Genomic DNA, 16,665 nt, shown 5'->3' with positions numbered 1-16,665 from the left:
TATGTTTCTTCTGGCTGGAAATATCCTCGCCGAAGGCAAGAAATGTCTTTTGGTGTAACAGGCTACACATGTGCTACCTCCATACCGTGGGCGCCGCCCATCATCAGCCCGATCTGCTCCACACTCAGACCGCCGGTGGGTTGTGGCGCAGACAACCGCCCCTCGTTCAGCGCGGCAAAGCGGTCCGCAATTTCCATCAGCTCATCAAGGTCCTGGCTGATCGCGATCACGGCCGCTCCCTCGGTGGCGAGATCAAGCAGCGCCTGTCGTATGGACGCTGCGGCAGAGGCATCTACGCCCCATGTCGGTTGGTTGACCACCAACACCTCCGGGCGTTGCAGCACTTCTCGTCCAATCACGAATTTCTGCAAGTTCCCCCCGGAGAGTGATCGTGCCGCATTCCCGGGGCTCGGCGTGCGTACGTCGAATGCCTCGATGATCCGCTCGGCAAAGCTTCGCGCGGCGGACCAATTCAGGAACCCGTGTTTTTCCAAACCTTCGCGGGCTGCACCGGTCAGCATGGCGTTTTCGGTCAGTGACATATCCGGGGCTGCTGCATGGCCCAACCGTTCTTCGGGTGCTGCCAGCACGCCACGGGTACGCCGGGCATTTGGACCCAATGCACCGATGTCATTGTCCTTGAAGGTGATCATCCCGGGCGGCGACAGCATTTCACCCGAGAGCGCTGCCAGCAATTCGTCCTGTCCGTTCCCGGCAACCCCGCCAATGCCCAACACTTCGCCCTTGCGCAGTGTAATGGATATGTCGCGCAATGGCATCCCGAAGGCGGAGGGCGATGGGCGCGACAGGCCATTCACTGCCAACACAACATCCTCCTGCACAACGGCGGTTCGCGTCGGCGTGCCAAGCACCTTTCCCACCATCATTTCGGCCATGTCCCGCGCGGTCGTCTCGCGCGGGATGCAGTCGCCGACCACTTTCCCCAGCCGCAGGATCGTCGCTGCGTCACAGAGCGTACGAATTTCTTCAAGCTTATGAGATATATAGAGAATTGCCGTACCCTCCGCGCTGAGCTTGCGCAGTGTTTCGAACAGGATATCGACCTCTTGCGGGGTCAGAACAGACGTGGGCTCATCCATGATCAGCAGCTTGGGTTGCTGCAAAAGGCAGCGGATGATCTCAACCCGTTGGCGCTCTCCTGCGGAGAGATCACCGACAATCCTGTCGGGTGAGAGCGGCAACCCGTAGGTGTCCGAAACCTCCCTGATCCGCTGCGCGAGGTCTCTCAACTTCGGGGCGTTCTCCATCCCGAGCGCGATGTTTTCGGCTACGGTCAAGGCATCAAAGAGCGAGAAGTGCTGGAACACCATACCGACACCCGCCGCGCGGGCGGCGCGTGGTTCCGATGGTGCAAAGGGGCGCCCGTGCATCTGCATCTCGCCCTGATCGGGTTTCACCAGCCCATAGATCATTTTCACCAGCGTTGATTTGCCGGCGCCGTTTTCGCCCAGCAATGCATGGACTTCACCCGGTGCGATGGACAGCGAGACGTCGTCATTGGCCACGACGCCGGGGTAGGCCTTGGTCAGACCAGCGAGAGACAGGAGCGGGGTCATGCGGGAGCCTTAAGCTGTGAAAGCAACATGCCCACGGTGCCACGGGCAATAGCATCGGGGTGTTTGCCGAGAGATTTGTCGCCGATAGGGCAGGTGACAGGCGCCGGGTCAAGCCCCGCTGCCCTCAGGCGTTTTTGAAACCGCGCCCATTTGGTGTCCGAGCCGATCAAGCCGCAAGAGGCAAATCCGCGTTTCAGCAGCGCAGCACAAAGGGCGAGATCGATGTCATGCGAATAGGTGAAGATCAGGTGATGTGCATCGGCTGGTGCATGCGCTGCGAGCATCGGCATGTCACTGGCAAGAGTGACGGTGACAGCCTCTGGAACCTCGGCGGGAAAGCGGTCTGCGGCGCTGTCGATCCAGGTGATTTTGAAGCTGTGGGAGGGACACGCCCTAACGACCGCCCGACCCACATGTCCGGCGCCCCAGATCCACATCGGGGCCGTATACGCTTGGGTTTCGCGGGTCGTATCCCGCGTCGCATCGATCTGGTCTGTCGGTCGCGGCGTGCGCGTAAACTGCAAGGTCACCGAGCCACCGCAGCATTGCCCGAGACCAGGACCAAGGGGCAGGGTCTGTGTCTCCTCCGGTCCATCCGCCGCGAGAATGGCACGGGCCCGCGCGGTGGCGTCATACTCCAGCGCGCCGCCGCCGATCGTGCCGAAGGTCTCCGTTGCCGTCACCTTCATTGCCGTACCCGCATCACGCGGGGTCGAGCCCTTGGTGGCGAGGATTTCGACATAGAGCGCGCTCACTGTCGGGTCCTTTGCACCGCCGCGAAAACGGCTTCGGCTGTGGCTGGTGTCTGCAGGTCGGCATAGGCTGGCCCGCAGGCCTGCACCGCATCGCAGAGTGCTGCATAGGCAGAGATGCCCAGCATCAGTGGCGGCTCTCCCACCGCCTTGGAGCGATAAATCGTTTCTTCCCGGTTTTCGCCCTTCCAGAGCGCGACATTGAAGACGTCCGGTCGGTCGGAACAGGCGGGGATCTTGTAGGTCGAGGGTGCATGCGTGTGCAGGTGGCCTGCATCATCCCAAACCAGCTCTTCGGTGGTCAGCCAGCCTGCGCCCTGCACATAACCACCTTCGATCTGGCCAATGTCGAGGCTTGGGTTCAGCGAGCTTCCCACATCATGCAGAATGTCCACCCGCAGGATACGGTTTTCGCCGGTCAACGTGTCGATCACGACCTCTGTCACCGCCACGCCGTAGGCGAAGTAGAAAAACGGACGGCCCTCACCCTTGATCCGGTCCCATTGCACTTTGGGTGTTTTATAGAATCCTGTTGCTGACAGGCTGACACGGGCGAAATAGGCCATCTGCGCCACTTCGGCGAAACTATAGCGCGCGCCCGCGACCTCAACTGAACCCTCCCGGAAAACAACCTCGGCAGCAGAACACTGATGTCGTTCGGCTAACAAATCCGCCATGCGCTCCCGTATGGTGTCGCAAGCTGCCTGAACCGCCATGCCGTTCAGATCACTGCCGGAGGAGGCGGCGGTTGCGGAGGTATTCGGCACTTTTCCGGTGTCGGTCGCGGTGATCTTCACTTGCGCCACGTCCACGCCAAATCTGGCCGCCGCCACCTGCGCCACTTTCTGGAACAGGCCCTGTCCCATCTCCGTGCCGCCGTGGTTCAGGTGGATCGAGCCATCCTGATAGACATGCACCAGCGCGCCCGCCTGATTGAGATGGGTGAGCGTGAAGGAGATGCCAAATTTGACCGGTGTCAGCGCGATTCCTTTCTTGAGGATCGGGTTTAGCGCGTTCCATAACGCTACCGATGCCCGGCGGGTTTCATAATCGCTGGACGTCACAAGCGCGTCCGTCATCTCAGGCAGGATAAAATCCTCAACCGCTTGGCCATAGGGCGTCACGCCGCGTTTCTTCTGGCCGGAAGTATCCCCGCCGGAGGCATAAAAGTTCCGGCGCCGCACGCTAAGTGGTTCGCGCCCGAGATGGCTGGCGATATGATCCATCACCCGTTCGATGCCCAGCATACCCTGCGGCCCGCCGAACCCCCTGAAGGCCGTCGCGCTCTGCGTGTTGGTTTTCAGTCGGTGACTGGTGATGCGCACGGCGGGCAGGAAATAGGCGTTATCGGCGTGCAACATGGCCCGATCCGCCACCGGCAGGGACAAGTCCTGCGCCCATCCACAGCGGGCATAATGGGTGAAATCGATCCCCAACACGCCGCCGTCGTCATCGAAACCGACAGTATAGTCGATGCGGAAATCATGGCGCTTGCCGGTGATGATCATATCGTCATCGCGGTCGTACCGCATGCGGCAAGGGCGTCCGGTGGCCTGCGCGACAACGGCACAAGCCACGGCCAGCGCATTGCCCTGACTTTCCTTGCCGCCAAAACCACCGCCCATGCGTCGGGTTTCCACCCGGACGGCATGCATCGGTTTGCCAAGCGCTTCGGCCACCTTGTGCTGGATTTCGGTGGGGTGCTGGGTAGAACTCATCACCACCATGTCACCACCTTCCTGCGGTAGCGCGAGGGCCGCTTGCCCTTCGAGATAGAAATGTTCCTGTCCGCCAACCTCAAGCTGGCCACTGATGTTATGTGGCGCGGCCTGCAGCGCCTGATCCACGTCCCCGCGTCCGTAAATGCGCGGCCCGTCTTCAAACCGGCTGTTACGCGCCAGCGCGTCTTCGATACTCAGAATTGGCTTGCCGGGCGTGATGTCCACATCGCCTAGCCGGGCGGCTTGACGCGCGGCCAAATGCGAGGTGGCTGCAACGACAAACAAGGGCTGGCCGACGTACTGCACAGACCCAGTGGCCAGCAGCGGTTCATCATGGTTGGAGGGGGAGACGTCATTCTCGAATGGTAAATCCTGCGCCGTCAGAACCGCAACAACCCCCGGCGCGGCGCGTACGCGGGACAGATCCATGCCGGTCAGATCACCCGCCGCAATCTGGGACAGACCAAAGGCCAGATGCAACGCATCCCTGGGCGCAGGAATGTCATCCACATAGCGCGCCGCGCCGGTGACGTGCAGCAACGCGGCATCATGGGGCAGCGATTTGGCGACGCTCATGGGGTCACCTCCAGCGGGTTGACCATGGTGCCCTGATCGGCATGCCAGTACCGCAGCAGCATGTTCTGCGCGGTTTTCAGGCGATACGCCGCGCTGGCCCGCATGTCTGAGAGGGGCTGGAAATCCTCTGCCAGCGCCTGCATCGCAGACCGCACAGTATCTTCGGTCCACGGGGCGCCAGCCAAGGCGGCTTCCGCCGCCGCCGCGCGTTTCGGGATGCCCGCCATGCCGCCAAAGGCAAGACGCGCGCCACTGACCTGGCCGCTGTCCACGGTGATCGACAGGCAGGCGCAGAGGGCGGAAATGTCCTGATCAAACCGTTTTGACAGTTTGTAGCACCGCAACCTGTCCGGCTGATGCGGAATGGTGATGGCTTCGATAAATTCACCGGGGTTCCGGTCCTGTTTGCCATAGTCAAGAAAGAAGTCCTCCAGAGGCAGGCTGCGCCGTGTCTGGCCCTGGCGCAAATGTAATGTCGCCCCCAGCGCGATTAGCGCAGGCGGGCCGTCCCCGATCGGCGAGCCATTGGCGATATTGCCACCGATGGTGGCCGCATTGCGCACCTGTACCGAGCCATACCGCCGGATCATCGCCGCAAAAGACGGGTAGAGCGGTTCAATTGCAGTTTCCATGTCCGTCAGGGTGGTCATGGCCCCGATCCGCAGGCCCTCTGCACTCTCTTCGATCCCTGTAAGATCGGCGCATCCGTTCAGAAAGGCGACGGGCCCCAGATCGCGAAACTGCTTGGTGACCCAGAGACCGACATCCGTGGCCCCGGCGATCAGCGTGGCCTCCGGGTGGTTCAGATACCATGCCGCCAGCTCATCCGCAGAGCGGGGCTGCACGGAGAGCCCGCCCGGATCAGACGCCGCTTTCTCCACCGGCTCATCGTGCATATGCGCCGGAACAGAGGCGTCTTCGGCGGCAACGGCGGCGCGAATGATCGGCGCATAGCCCGTGCAGCGGCACAGGTTGCCGGCCAATTGCGTGTCATGATCCGTCCTGCCCTGCAGATGGGCTGTGGCCATCGAGACAATGAACCCCGGTGTGCAAAATCCGCACTGGCTGCCGTGATGATCCACCATCGCCTTTTGCACCGGGTGCAGACTGCCATCCGGCGCTGCAATCCCCTCCACCGTGCGCACCGCCTTGCCATTGAGCTGGGGCAGGAACAGGATGCAGGCATTGAGCGCCTGCGCGCCGGTGTCATCCGTGACCATCACGGAACAGGCGCCGCAATCGCCCTCGTTGCACCCCTCCTTGGTGCCGGTTAGGCCGCGGTCCTCGCGCAACCAGTCCAGCAAGGTCGTGGTGGGCGCCACATCCTGCAGCGCCACTGTTTCTCCGTTCAGGCGAAACGCAATGTCCATTCCGTCAGATCCGCCGCGGTACCAAGGGGCTCCTTATGCCAGTCGTTCGATGCGGCGTAGAACGAGAGGCGAGCAGTAACGGACCAGAGGCTAAGCGGGGGCTGCCTTGATTTGCAAGGAGAAAGGCGAGGTGACGTCTCGGCGGTTGGCTGGCGCGCTCAAAAAATGACATCGCGGGGTGTTCCCGCTGGCGGCGGTGCACGTGCTGAATTAGTGTCACAGCATGAGTAAAAATCCCCGATTCATTCACCTGCGCAGCCATTCCGAGTATTCCCTGCTGGAAGGGGCGCTGCGGTTGAAAAAGCTGCCCGGTCTGTGCCGTGACGCGGAGATGCCCGCGCTGGCGCTCACAGATACCAACAACATGTTCGCAGCACTGGAGTTTTCCGTGGCGATGTCAGGGGCGGGGGTGCAGCCCATCCTTGGCTGCCAGGTGGATGTGACCTATGTCGAGACACGCCCGGGTGACAAGCCGCGCCTGCCCGCGCCGGTGGTGCTGCTGGCCCAGAGCGAGGCGGGGTATGAAAACCTGATGAAGCTCAACTCTTGCCTCTACATCGACAAGGGTGGGGCGCTACCGCAGGTGACGTTGGACCAATTGGGGCAGTATTCAGAAGATGTGATCTGCCTGACCGGCGGTCCCGAAGGGCCGGTTGGCAAGCTGTTGCAGGCGGGGCAAAGACCTGCAGCGCAGGAGGTGATGGATCGGCTGAAATCGGATTTCGGCGACCGGCTCTATGTCGAATTGCAACGTCATCCCACGGAAGCCGGGCAACCGGAGGCGGAGCGCCTGACCGAGCGTGGTTTTGTCGAAATGGCCTATGCGATGGATCTGCCGTTGGTTGCCACCAACGACGTCTATTTCCCGAAATCCGAGATGTACGAGGCGCATGACGCGCTCATTTGCATCGCCGAAGGGGCCTATGTCGACCAGCAGGATGCGCGCCGCCGCCTGACCGCTCAGCACTACTTCAAGTCCCAGTCCGAGATGGTCACCCTTTTTGCGGATATTCCAGAGGCGATTGAAAACACGGTGGAAATCGCAAGGCGTTGTGCGTTTCAGGCCTACAGGCGCGATCCCATCCTGCCCAAATTCGCCGATGATGAGATCGAAGAGCTGCGGCGGCAGTCGCACGCGGGTCTCAAGGATCGGCTGGCGATCATCCCGCATGCGACCAGTGTCGAGGAGTATGAAAAACGGCTCGATTTCGAGCTGGGCATTATCGAAGGCATGGGGTTTCCGGGGTACTTCCTGATCGTGGCCGACTTCATCAAGTGGGCCAAGGACAATGACATCCCCGTAGGGCCGGGCCGGGGGTCAGGTGCGGGCTCGCTGGTGGCTTATGCGCTGACCATTACCGACCTTGATCCGCTGCGCTACAACCTGCTGTTCGAGCGGTTTCTGAACCCGGAACGGGTCTCGATGCCGGACTTTGATATCGATTTCTGTATGGATCGCCGCGAAGAGGTCATCAGGTACGTTCAGGAGAAGTATGGCCGCGACAAGGTGGGACAAATCATCACTTTCGGCGCGCTTTTGTCAAAAGCTGCTGTGCGCGACATTGGGCGCGTTTTGCAAATGCCGTATGGTCAGGTGGACCGCCTGTCCAAGATGATCCCGGTTGAGGGCGTGAAGCCCGTCAGCATTGAAAAGGCGCTGGCGGATGAGCCGCGCCTGCGCGAAGAGGCGCGCAATGAGGAGGTCGTGGCCCGGCTGCTGGAGTACGGCCAGCAAGTCGAGGGGCTCTTGCGCAATGCCTCCACCCACGCGGCGGGTGTGGTGATCGGCGACAGACCGCTGGATGCGCTGGTGCCGCTCTATCAGGATCCGCGCTCGGACATGCCCGCAACCCAGTTCAACATGAAGTGGGTGGAGCAGGCGGGGCTGGTGAAGTTCGACTTTCTCGGCCTGAAAACACTGACCGTGATCCAGAATGCGGTGGATCAGATCAAGGCGTCGGGGCGGCATCTGCATATCGCGGCGGACGGGACCGAGCTTTTCGTGCCGCCTGACGGGCTGGAGGACGATATCGGCACCATTCCGCTGGATGATGAAGCCTCTTACAAACTCTACGCCTCCGCCAAGACCGTGGCCGTGTTCCAGGTGGAAAGCTCGGGCATGATGGACGCGCTCAAGCGCATGAAGCCCACCTGTATCGAGGATATCGTGGCGCTGGTTGCGCTTTACCGTCCCGGCCCGATGGAGAACATTCCGACCTACTGCGAGGTCAAGAACGGGCTGCGCGAGCTGGAATCCATCCACCCGCTGATCGACGATATTCTTCAGGAAACCCAAGGCATTATCGTCTATCAGGAACAGGTGATGCAAATCGCGCAGGTCATGGCGGGCTACAGCCTTGGCGGCGCTGACCTGCTGCGCCGTGCGATGGGCAAGAAGATCGCCGAAGAGATGGCGAAGGAGCGCCCGAAGTTCGAAAAGGGTGCACAGGAAAACGGGGTGGACAAGAAGAAGGCCACCGAGGTTTTCGACCTGTTGGAGAAATTCGCCAACTACGGGTTCAATAAATCGCACGCCGCCGCCTATGCGGTGGTCAGCTACCAGACGGCCTGGCTCAAGGCCAACCACCCGGTCGAGTTCATGGCCGGGGTGATGAACTGCGATATCCATCTCACCGACAAGCTGGCAGTCTATTTCGAAGAGGTGCGCAAGCAGCTGCAACTGCCCTGGGTGCCGCCCTGCGTGAACCGCTCGGACGCGACGTTCAAGGTGGTGGATGGCGCGTTGGTCTACGCCCTGGGCGCGTTGAAAAACGTCGGGTTGGAGGCGATGAAGCTGATCACCGACGGGCGTCGCGCGGACCCAAGCGCAGAGAACAGCCCTGACAAACCCTTTGCCACGCTCTTTGATCTCGCCCGTCGGGTGGATCTGAAACGTGTGGGCAAGCGCCCGCTGGAGATGCTGGCGCGCTCCGGCGCGTTTGACCAGCTGGATGCCAACAGGCACCGTGTTTTCGACGCCCTGGATGCTTTGGTGAGCTATTCCGCTGCCATTCATGAACAGAAGTCCTCCAACCAGGTCTCGCTCTTTGGCGAAGCGGGGGAAGACCTGCCCGAGCCACGGCTGCACCCGGTTCAGGACTGGTTGCCCGCCGAACGGTTGGGGGAGGAATTCAAGGCGGTGGGCTTCTATCTCTCTGGCCACCCACTGGATGACTATATGGCCCCGTTGAAGCGCAAAACAGCCAATGATCGCGGCGTGCCTTTCCTGACGCTGGACGAACTGACCGAAAAAGTCACCCAGACCGGTGCGATGAATGTGCGGCTGGCGGGTATCGTTGCAGGCAGGCAGGAGCGGAAATCCGCACGCGGCAATCGGTTCGCCTTTGCGCAGATGTCTGACCCCACGGGGGCCTATGAGGTGACGCTCTTTTCCGACACGCTTGAGGCGGCGCGGGAGCATCTGGAGACCGGGTCCAAGGTCATCGTCACGGTCGAGGCGACGATGGAGGCGGACCAGCTCAAACTGCTGGGCCGATCTGTCGGGCCTGCGGATGCGGTAGTGGCTGACGCCGGTGGCAGCGGGCTCAAGATCTTCGTTGACGCACCTGAGGCTATTGCAGCCGTGGCGAGCGTCCTGGAAGGCGCGACCGTCTCTGCCAGAAAAGCCGGGCGCGGACCTGTGGAATTCTGCCTGATGGACTCAAGCCTGCCCGGCGAGGTCGAGGTCGCACTTGGGCAGGAATTTGTGGTGAACCCGCAGATCAAGGGTGCGATCAAATCCCTGACCGGGGTGCTGGAGGTCGAGGATATCTGACGGCCGTGGCGCTTCTTAGTAATGCGGCGGGCGTTCGTCACCGACCACAACACCGCCCGAAGCCTGCGCCTCGCGTTCGCCCTCACGCTGCATCAGCATGACAACCCGGCGCGTGAGCGTGGCGATCTCCGTCTCCTGACGGGCGACCACATCGGACAGTTCCTCAACCGTGCGCGTCAGATGCGCAATCTGTTCTTCCAGTTTTTCCATGGCCTGCGCCTAGCACGCGCGGGCGATCTGATAAAGACCGCGCCTTGCCCCCCTTGGCCCCTTGGGCTAGACCGCGCGCGACACCGACAAGCCAGAGGGCGAACCATGGCCAAACCCAAAAAGACCCCGCGGCCCAAGGCGGAAACGCCAAAGGGCTTTCGTGACTATTTCGGCGCTGAGGTCACCCAGCGCACCGAAATGCTGCGCAAGATCGCGGCGGTCTATCATCGCTATGGGTTCGACGCGCTGGAAAGCTCGGGCGTAGAGACCGTCGAGGCCTTGGGGAAATTCCTGCCGGATGTGGACCGCCCGAACGAGGGCGTCTTTGCCTGGCAGGAGGATGCGGATGCCGACAAACCGGGCGACTGGCTGGCGCTGCGCTATGATCTGACGGCCCCCTTGGCGCGGGTTTACGCGCAACATCAGAACGACCTGCCGAAGCCCTACCGCCGCTATGCGATGGGACCTGTCTGGCGCAACGAAAAGCCCGGTCCGGGGCGCTTTCGCCAGTTCTATCAATGTGATGCGGATACAGTGGGCGCGCCGTCTGTGGCGGCGGACGCGGAGATTTGCGCGATGCTCGCCGATTGCCTCGAAGAGGTTGGCATCCCGCGCGGCGACTATGTGATCCGCGTGAACAACCGCAAAGTGCTGAACGGCGTGCTCGAAGTTGCAGGCCTTGCAGGCGACGACAAGGAACGCGAGCGCGGTATCGTCCTGCGGGCCATCGACAAGCTGGATCGGCTGGGAGTGGAGGGAGTGCGTGCGCTGCTTGGTCAGGGACGTAAAGATGAAAGTGGGGACTTCACCGAGGGAGCGGAGTTAGAGGAGAGGCAGATCAGCAGTATTCTCGATTTTGTTTTGGCGAGAGCATATGCAATTGACTATGCCAGAGCGGAAAGCGATGGGGTTTTGGGCGCCGGTACCTACGAAGCGGTCAGAGATGCAAAGAAGTTTGGTATTGATATAGAGCAGTTGAAACCGGACGGGGATGATCTCTCATACTCTATCAATCGACAAACTGTCGCTCGCCTAAGGAACATCGTTGGCACATCTCAGATTGGGCAACAAGGCGTAGACGAACTGGAAGAAATCGCAAAACTGATGGAAGCTGGTGAGTATGGCCCCGACCGCATCGTCATCGACCCCTCTGTCGTCCGTGGTCTCGGCTACTACACCGGCCCGGTCTACGAGGCCGAACTGACCTTCGACATTCAGGACGAGAAAGGCCGCACGCGCAACTTTGGCTCGGTGGCGGGCGGCGGGCGCTATGACGATCTGGTCAAGCGCTTCACCGGGCAGGAGGTGCCTGCCACGGGTGTCTCCATCGGCGTCGACCGGTTGCTGGCAGCACTTCAGGCCAAGGGGCGGATGCATTCCAGCGAAGCGGGCCCTGTCGTTGTGACCGTCATGGATCGTGACCGCATGGCTGACTATCAGGCCATGGTGGCGGAGCTGCGTCAGGCTGGCATTCGGGCCGAGGTCTATCTGGGCAACCCCAAGAACTTCGGCAACCAACTCAAATACGCCGACAAGCGCGGCAGCCCTGTGGCCGTGATCGAAGGCGGGGATGAGAAAGAGCGGGGCGTCGTCCAGATCAAGGACCTGATCCTGGGCGCGCAGATTGCTGAAAGCGCCACGCTGGAGGAATGGAAAGACCGGCCCAGCCAGTTCGAAGTGCCGCGCGATGACCTGGTGGTCAAGGTGCGGGACATCCTCGCGCAACATGATCTGCCGGATGGTGGCGCTGACAAATGATCACGCGCGCCCAAACGTTGGCGCGGGCAGCTGAGTTGCGCGCGCGCTTCGAAGCAGCCGGGGCCCTGCCGGTGGAGACGCCAATTCTGCAATCGGCGGAGACCCTGCTCGATCTTTATGGCGAGGAAATCCGCGCGCGCGCCTATGTGACCTCCGACGCCCTGCGCGGGGAGCAGATGCTGCGCCCGGATTTCACCGTTGCGGTGGTGCAGATGCACATGGCCGACGGCGCGGAGCCTGCGCGCTATACCTATTCCGGCGAGGTGTTTCGCCGTCAGGAGCACGACCCGGACCGCGCCAATGAATATATCCAGGTCGGCTATGAGGTGTTTGATCGCGCCAATCCGGCCGCCTCCGATGCAGAGGTGTTTGCCCTGATCGCGCAGGCCGTGGCCCCGTTGAACCTGCGCGCCGCAACGGGGGATATCGGGCTTTTGACCGCCGCCGTGCGGGGGCTGAAAACCACCGAGCCGCGCAAGGCCGCTCTGTTGCGCCACATCTGGCGTCCGCGCCGGTTTCGGGCGCTGCTGGACCGGTTTTCTGGCCGCGTGCCCCTGTCTGCCCGTCGCGAACAACTGCTGGCAGGCGATATCGCCTGTGACGCCCCGCTGGTGGGCAAGCGCACACAGGCAGAGATCGATCGCCGCATCCAAACGCTGCGCGACGATGCCAAGGCACCGCCGGTGAGTGCGGCCGAGGTGGACCTGCTCGATGCGCTGTTGGGGGTGCGGGAGACACTGCCCTTCGCGCTTGAGCAGCTGCGCGACATCGCGGTTGATCTGCCATCAATCTCTTCGGCGGTGGATGGCATATCGAGGCGGGCGGAGGCTTTGGCGGCGCGGGGCGTCGACGTGGAAAATCTGCCGTTCGAGACCAGTTTCGGGCGCACATCGATGGAATATTATGACGGTTTCGTTTTTGGCTTCTTCAGCCCGAACCGTGCCGATCTGCCGGCCCTTGCGACTGGTGGGCGCTATGACGCGCTGACGCGGCGGTTGGGGCAGGGTGCTGAGATACCGGCAGTGGGTGGGGTGCTGCGACCCGGTCTGATGTTGGAACTGGAGGCGCAATCATGACCGTGAAGCTTGGCGTGCCGTCCAAGGGGCGGTTGATGGAGAAGACCTTCGACTGGTTCAGTCAGCGTGGAGTGACCCTGACCCGCACTGGATCGGAACGCGAGTACGCCGGTGCCGTGAATGGCGTTCAGGGGGTGTCGCTGGTGCTGCTCTCTGCCGGAGAGGTGCCCCGCGAACTGGCAACCGGGCGCTTGCATTTCGGAGTAACCGGCACAGACCTTGTGCAGGAAAGGTTGCCGCTCTGGGAGCAGCAGATCGAACCCGTGCAGGAACTGGGCTTTGGCCACGCCGATCTGGTGCTGGCCGTTCCAAAGGCCTGGATTGATGTAGATACGCTGGATGATCTGGACGCGGCAGCAACGGCCTTCCGCGCGGTACATAACATGCGCCTGCGCATCGCAACCAAGTATCACCGGCTGGTGCGCGAGCATCTGCGTCACGGTGGGGTGGCCGACTACGCACTGGTGGACAGCCAGGGCGCGACCGAAGGTACGGTGGCCAATGAAACGGCGGAGGCGATTGCCGATATCACCTCCAGTGGCGAGACCCTGCGGGCAAACCACCTGAAAGTGCTGGGGGAAGAGCCCATTCTGCGGTCGCAGGCCACGCTTTGGCGCAGCCGTGTGGCGCCGGTATCGGATGCGGATCGGGTGGTGATCGACGGGCTGATTTCGCAGCTGACCGGTTGAGGATCAGAGGACCCCAATTTCCGCCAAAGCGCGGTTCAGCTCGACGGGCAGCGGGTCTTCGGACGCGCGCCCTTTTGGCAGGTCGGGAGGCGCATCGCTGACCGGCAGGTAACGCCATCCCTGAAACGGGCGTTTCAGGCTGCTTTGCGTGCGGATGACCTCCGGGTCGAGCACGATGGCGCACCGGCGGATACCATCCTCGCCGATCACCTCATCAAGGCGGATGATCCTCTGGCGGCACTGCAGCGTGCCTTTGACCACCCAATAGATCGAGCCGCCATTCAGGATTTCAGCTTCGCGTTTCGGCCACATGCGGGTGATGTGGCGGGGCATTCCGTCAGGCCCCTGTGCCCGTTTGCTCGCCTGCCAAGCGATCAGCGTCTCCACGCTTTCCGAGCCCACAGAGAGCTTGATCAGATTGACTGTTTTATCCACAGGTTTTCCCACTGACATACCCCCAGAATCCCTTCCACCATACACTATATATATTAGTTTGGCCTGGTTGACCTTCAACTTGTTGTGGAAAACAGGACGAATCTAGGGTAAATATACTCTCCGATCACACCCTTTTGTGTAATCGGAGAGTTCGCCGCGTAGCTCAATTGGAAGAGCGCTCACGAGGCCGAGATTGGCGTTTCGGAAGACTAATGTGAGAAGGTTGCAGGTTCAAGTCCTGTCGTGGCGCCCAAATCAACTTGAGGACCTGCACCCATGACCCGCTTTTCCGCCCCGATTGCCGAACAGATCTGGGATATGAAGTACCGTTTCAAAGACGCCGACGGCACGCCGAAGGATGCGACTGTCGAAGATACCTGGCGGCGGATCGCCAAGGATCTGGCGCGGGTCGAGAAAAAGCCCGATCACTGGGAAGAGAAGTTCTACGCGGCTCTTGAAGATTTCAAATACCTGCCCGCGGGCCGGATCACGGCGGGGGCGGGGACTGCGCGGTCTGTGACCCTCTTCAACTGCTTTGTCATGGGGACGGTGCCCGACAGCATGGGGGGTATCTTCGACATGCTGAAAGAGGCCGCGCTGACCATGCAGCAGGGCGGTGGGATCGGCTATGACTTCTCGACGATCCGGCCCAAGGGCGCGGATGTGAAGGGTGTGGCCGCGGATGCCTCTGGCCCGTTGAGTTTCATGGACGTCTGGGACGCCATGTGCCGCACGATCATGTCCGCCGGGTCGCGCCGCGGCGCGATGATGGCGACGATGCGCTGTGACCACCCCGACATCGAGGACTTTATTGCGGCCAAGTCAGATCCGGCGCGGCTGCGGATGTTCAACATGTCCGTGCTGGTCACGGATCCCTTCATGGATGCAGTGAAGGCGGATGCGGCTTGGGAGCTATCCTTTGATGGCAAGACGTACCGGACCGTGCGCGCGTTGGATCTGTGGAACCGGATCATGCAGGCGACGTATGATTATGCGGAGCCAGGGGTCATTTTCATTGACCGGATCAATGCCGCCAACAACCTGAACTATTGTGAAACGATTGCGGCAACCAATCCTTGTGGCGAGCAGCCCTTGCCGCCGTACGGTGCCTGCCTTCTGGGCTCCATCAATCTGTCGCGCCTTGTCAAAGATGCCTTTGAAGAGAGTGCCGCACTGGATGTGGATGCATTGACCGGGCTTGTCGCCACGGCCGTCCGGATGATGGACAATGTGGTCGATGCCTCCAGGTTCCCGCTAGAGGCACAGGCTGCGGAAGCGCGGGCAAAAAGGCGTATCGGGCTAGGGGTGACGGGGCTGGCCGATGCGTTGCTGATGGTCGGCTTGCGCTATGGGTCCGACGAGGCGGCGCGTCAGACGGAGGACTGGCTGCACCGGATCGCCCGCGCCGCATATCTGGCGTCGGTGGATTTGGCAAAGGAAAAGGGGGCCTTCCCACTTTTTGATGCGGAAGGGTATCTTGCGTCCGGCACCATGCAGATGATGGATGAAGACGTGCGTGACGCGGTCCGTGCCCATGGTATTCGCAACGCGCTGCTGACCTCGATAGCGCCCACGGGCACCATCAGCCTTTATGCCGGGAACGTCTCGTCGGGGATCGAGCCTGTTTTTGCCTATGCCTACACCCGCAAGGTCCTGCAGAAAGATGGGTCACGTACGGAAGAAGAAGTGGTGGACTATGCGGTGAACTTATGGCGTGAGAAATTCGGGGATGCGGAACTGCCGGATTACTTTGTGAACGCCCAGACGCTGGCGCCCTTGGATCACGTGAAGATGCAGGCTGCCGCTCAAAAATGGGTGGACAGTTCAATCTCCAAGACGATCAACTGCCCGGAAGATATCGGTTTCGACGCCTTCAAAGATGTCTACATGCAAGCCTGGGACACAGGCTGTAAAGGCTGCACAACCTATCGGCCGAATGCGGTTACCGGTTCTGTTTTGAGTGTTTCAGAGGAAAAGCCGTCCGCAGACGCACCGGAAGTCATCACCAATTCAGACGCAGAGCCGGCAACGCCGCATGGCGATGTCATCTATATGTCGGAACCGCTGGACCGGCCGAACGGGTTGGAGGGCAATACCTATAAGGTCAAATGGCCTGATAGCGAACATGCGCTTTACATCACCATCAATGACATTGTGATGGGCGGGCGCAGGCGGCCGTTCGAGGTGTTTATCAACTCCAAGAACATGGAGCATTTTGCGTGGACTGTCGCCTTGACGCGAATGATTTCGGCAGTGTTCCGTCGTGGCGGTGATGTTTCATTCGTCGTCGAAGAGCTGAAGGCCGTGTTCGATCCCCGCGGTGGGGCATGGATGCAGGGGAAATACATTCCGTCGATTCTCGCAGCGATTGGCGGTGTGATTGAGCAGCATATGATCGCAACAGGCTTCATCGAAGGTGAGGGTATGGGCTTGAAGTCCGACCCGCAGGCGCAGGTTGTTGGCCTGGATGCGCCGCGAGGTCAGGCGTGCGGCAGTTGCGGCCAATACGATCTGCGCATGGTTGAGGGGTGTATGACTTGTGGGAGCTGTGGGTACTCCAAGTGTAGTTGATTTGAAGGAAATGCAATGCAGATTGGCCCATAGTTTTTCCATTACTGCACAATGAATTGCCGTTCATTGGAGTATAGTGCAGATATTTCGCCGGTTCTTTTTGATTGGGATAGCTGAATTGCTGTGAGGATGCCATTTGGGTAGGTGCGAGACTG

At 61.1% G+C, this 16,665-nt stretch carries 11 protein-coding genes and 1 tRNA gene; 6 read left to right on the top strand and 6 right to left on the bottom strand.

What is annotated here, in order from left to right:
• Nucleotides 1-62: 62 nt before the first annotated feature.
• The 4 genes from Q1A07_RS05315 to xdhA are packed head-to-tail and all read right to left on the bottom strand — an operon-like array spanning nt 63 to nt 5,996.
• The gene (locus Q1A07_RS05315; RefSeq protein WP_299778450.1) at nt 63-1,577 is read right to left on the bottom strand and encodes an ABC transporter ATP-binding protein; all 1,515 of its coding nucleotides are present in this window, start codon (nt 1,575-1,577) and stop codon (nt 63-65) included.
• On the bottom strand, nt 1,574-2,332 hold the full coding sequence (gene xdhC / locus Q1A07_RS05310) for a xanthine dehydrogenase accessory protein XdhC (protein ID WP_299778448.1): 759 nt from the start codon (nt 2,330-2,332) through the stop codon (nt 1,574-1,576). Before xdhC ends, Q1A07_RS05315 begins: the two co-directional genes overlap by 4 nt.
• Entirely contained in the window at nt 2,329-4,626 is a 2,298-nt protein-coding gene (xdhB, locus tag Q1A07_RS05305) for a xanthine dehydrogenase molybdopterin binding subunit (protein ID WP_299778446.1), read from the bottom strand. The genes xdhC and xdhB overlap by 4 nt, the downstream gene beginning before the upstream one ends.
• Entirely contained in the window at nt 4,623-5,996 is a 1,374-nt protein-coding gene (xdhA, locus tag Q1A07_RS05300) for a xanthine dehydrogenase small subunit (protein WP_299778444.1), read from the bottom strand. Before xdhA ends, xdhB begins: the two co-directional genes overlap by 4 nt.
• A gap of 223 nt (nt 5,997-6,219) precedes the next feature.
• On the opposite strand from xdhA, the gene dnaE reads away from it, so the two are divergent.
• Nucleotides 6,220-9,771, top strand: a complete 3,552-nt coding sequence (gene dnaE / locus Q1A07_RS05295) for a DNA polymerase III subunit alpha (RefSeq protein ID WP_299778443.1) — start codon at nt 6,220-6,222, stop codon at nt 9,769-9,771.
• A 15-nt stretch (nt 9,772-9,786) separates the two neighbouring features.
• Here the strand turns inward: dnaE and Q1A07_RS05290 are convergent, their stop codons facing one another.
• Complete coding sequence (locus tag Q1A07_RS05290) at nt 9,787-9,981, bottom strand: SlyX family protein (RefSeq protein ID WP_299778442.1); 195 nt, start codon at nt 9,979-9,981, stop codon at nt 9,787-9,789.
• Between the two features lie 105 nt (nt 9,982-10,086).
• Between Q1A07_RS05290 and hisS the strand changes: the two genes are divergently transcribed.
• From hisS to hisG, 3 genes are read left to right on the top strand one after another with little or no spacing between them, the layout of a single operon-like run.
• On the top strand, nt 10,087-11,739 hold the full coding sequence (gene hisS, locus Q1A07_RS05285; protein ID WP_299778440.1) for a histidine--tRNA ligase: 1,653 nt from the start codon (nt 10,087-10,089) through the stop codon (nt 11,737-11,739).
• Nucleotides 11,736-12,815: an ATP phosphoribosyltransferase regulatory subunit gene (locus Q1A07_RS05280; protein ID WP_299778439.1), complete on the top strand. Its 1,080-nt coding sequence runs from the start codon at nt 11,736-11,738 to the stop codon at nt 12,813-12,815. Before hisS ends, Q1A07_RS05280 begins: the two co-directional genes overlap by 4 nt.
• Complete coding sequence (hisG, locus tag Q1A07_RS05275; RefSeq protein WP_299778438.1) at nt 12,812-13,504, top strand: ATP phosphoribosyltransferase; 693 nt, start codon at nt 12,812-12,814, stop codon at nt 13,502-13,504. The genes Q1A07_RS05280 and hisG overlap by 4 nt, the downstream gene beginning before the upstream one ends.
• Nucleotides 13,505-13,507: 3 nt before the next feature.
• On the opposite strand, the gene Q1A07_RS05270 is transcribed toward hisG, so the two are convergent.
• On the bottom strand, nt 13,508-13,939 hold the full coding sequence (locus Q1A07_RS05270; protein WP_299778437.1) for a DUF1489 domain-containing protein: 432 nt from the start codon (nt 13,937-13,939) through the stop codon (nt 13,508-13,510).
• A gap of 152 nt (nt 13,940-14,091) precedes the next feature.
• On the opposite strand from Q1A07_RS05270, the gene Q1A07_RS05265 reads away from it, so the two are divergent.
• Nucleotides 14,092-14,192 (top strand) — tRNA-OTHER (locus Q1A07_RS05265).
• Between the two features lie 23 nt (nt 14,193-14,215).
• A complete protein-coding gene (locus Q1A07_RS05260; protein ID WP_299778436.1) occupies nt 14,216-16,510 on the top strand; it encodes an adenosylcobalamin-dependent ribonucleoside-diphosphate reductase in 2,295 nt (764 codons plus the stop codon).
• The last annotated feature ends 155 nt before the right edge of the window (nt 16,511-16,665 follow it).

The organism is uncultured Roseobacter sp. (assembly GCF_947492555.1).
In the GTDB taxonomy this organism is placed as follows: domain Bacteria; phylum Pseudomonadota; class Alphaproteobacteria; order Rhodobacterales; family Rhodobacteraceae; genus Roseobacter.
The sequence above is the reverse complement of the archived record's forward strand: the minus strand, read 5'-3'. Positions and strand labels throughout refer to the sequence as shown.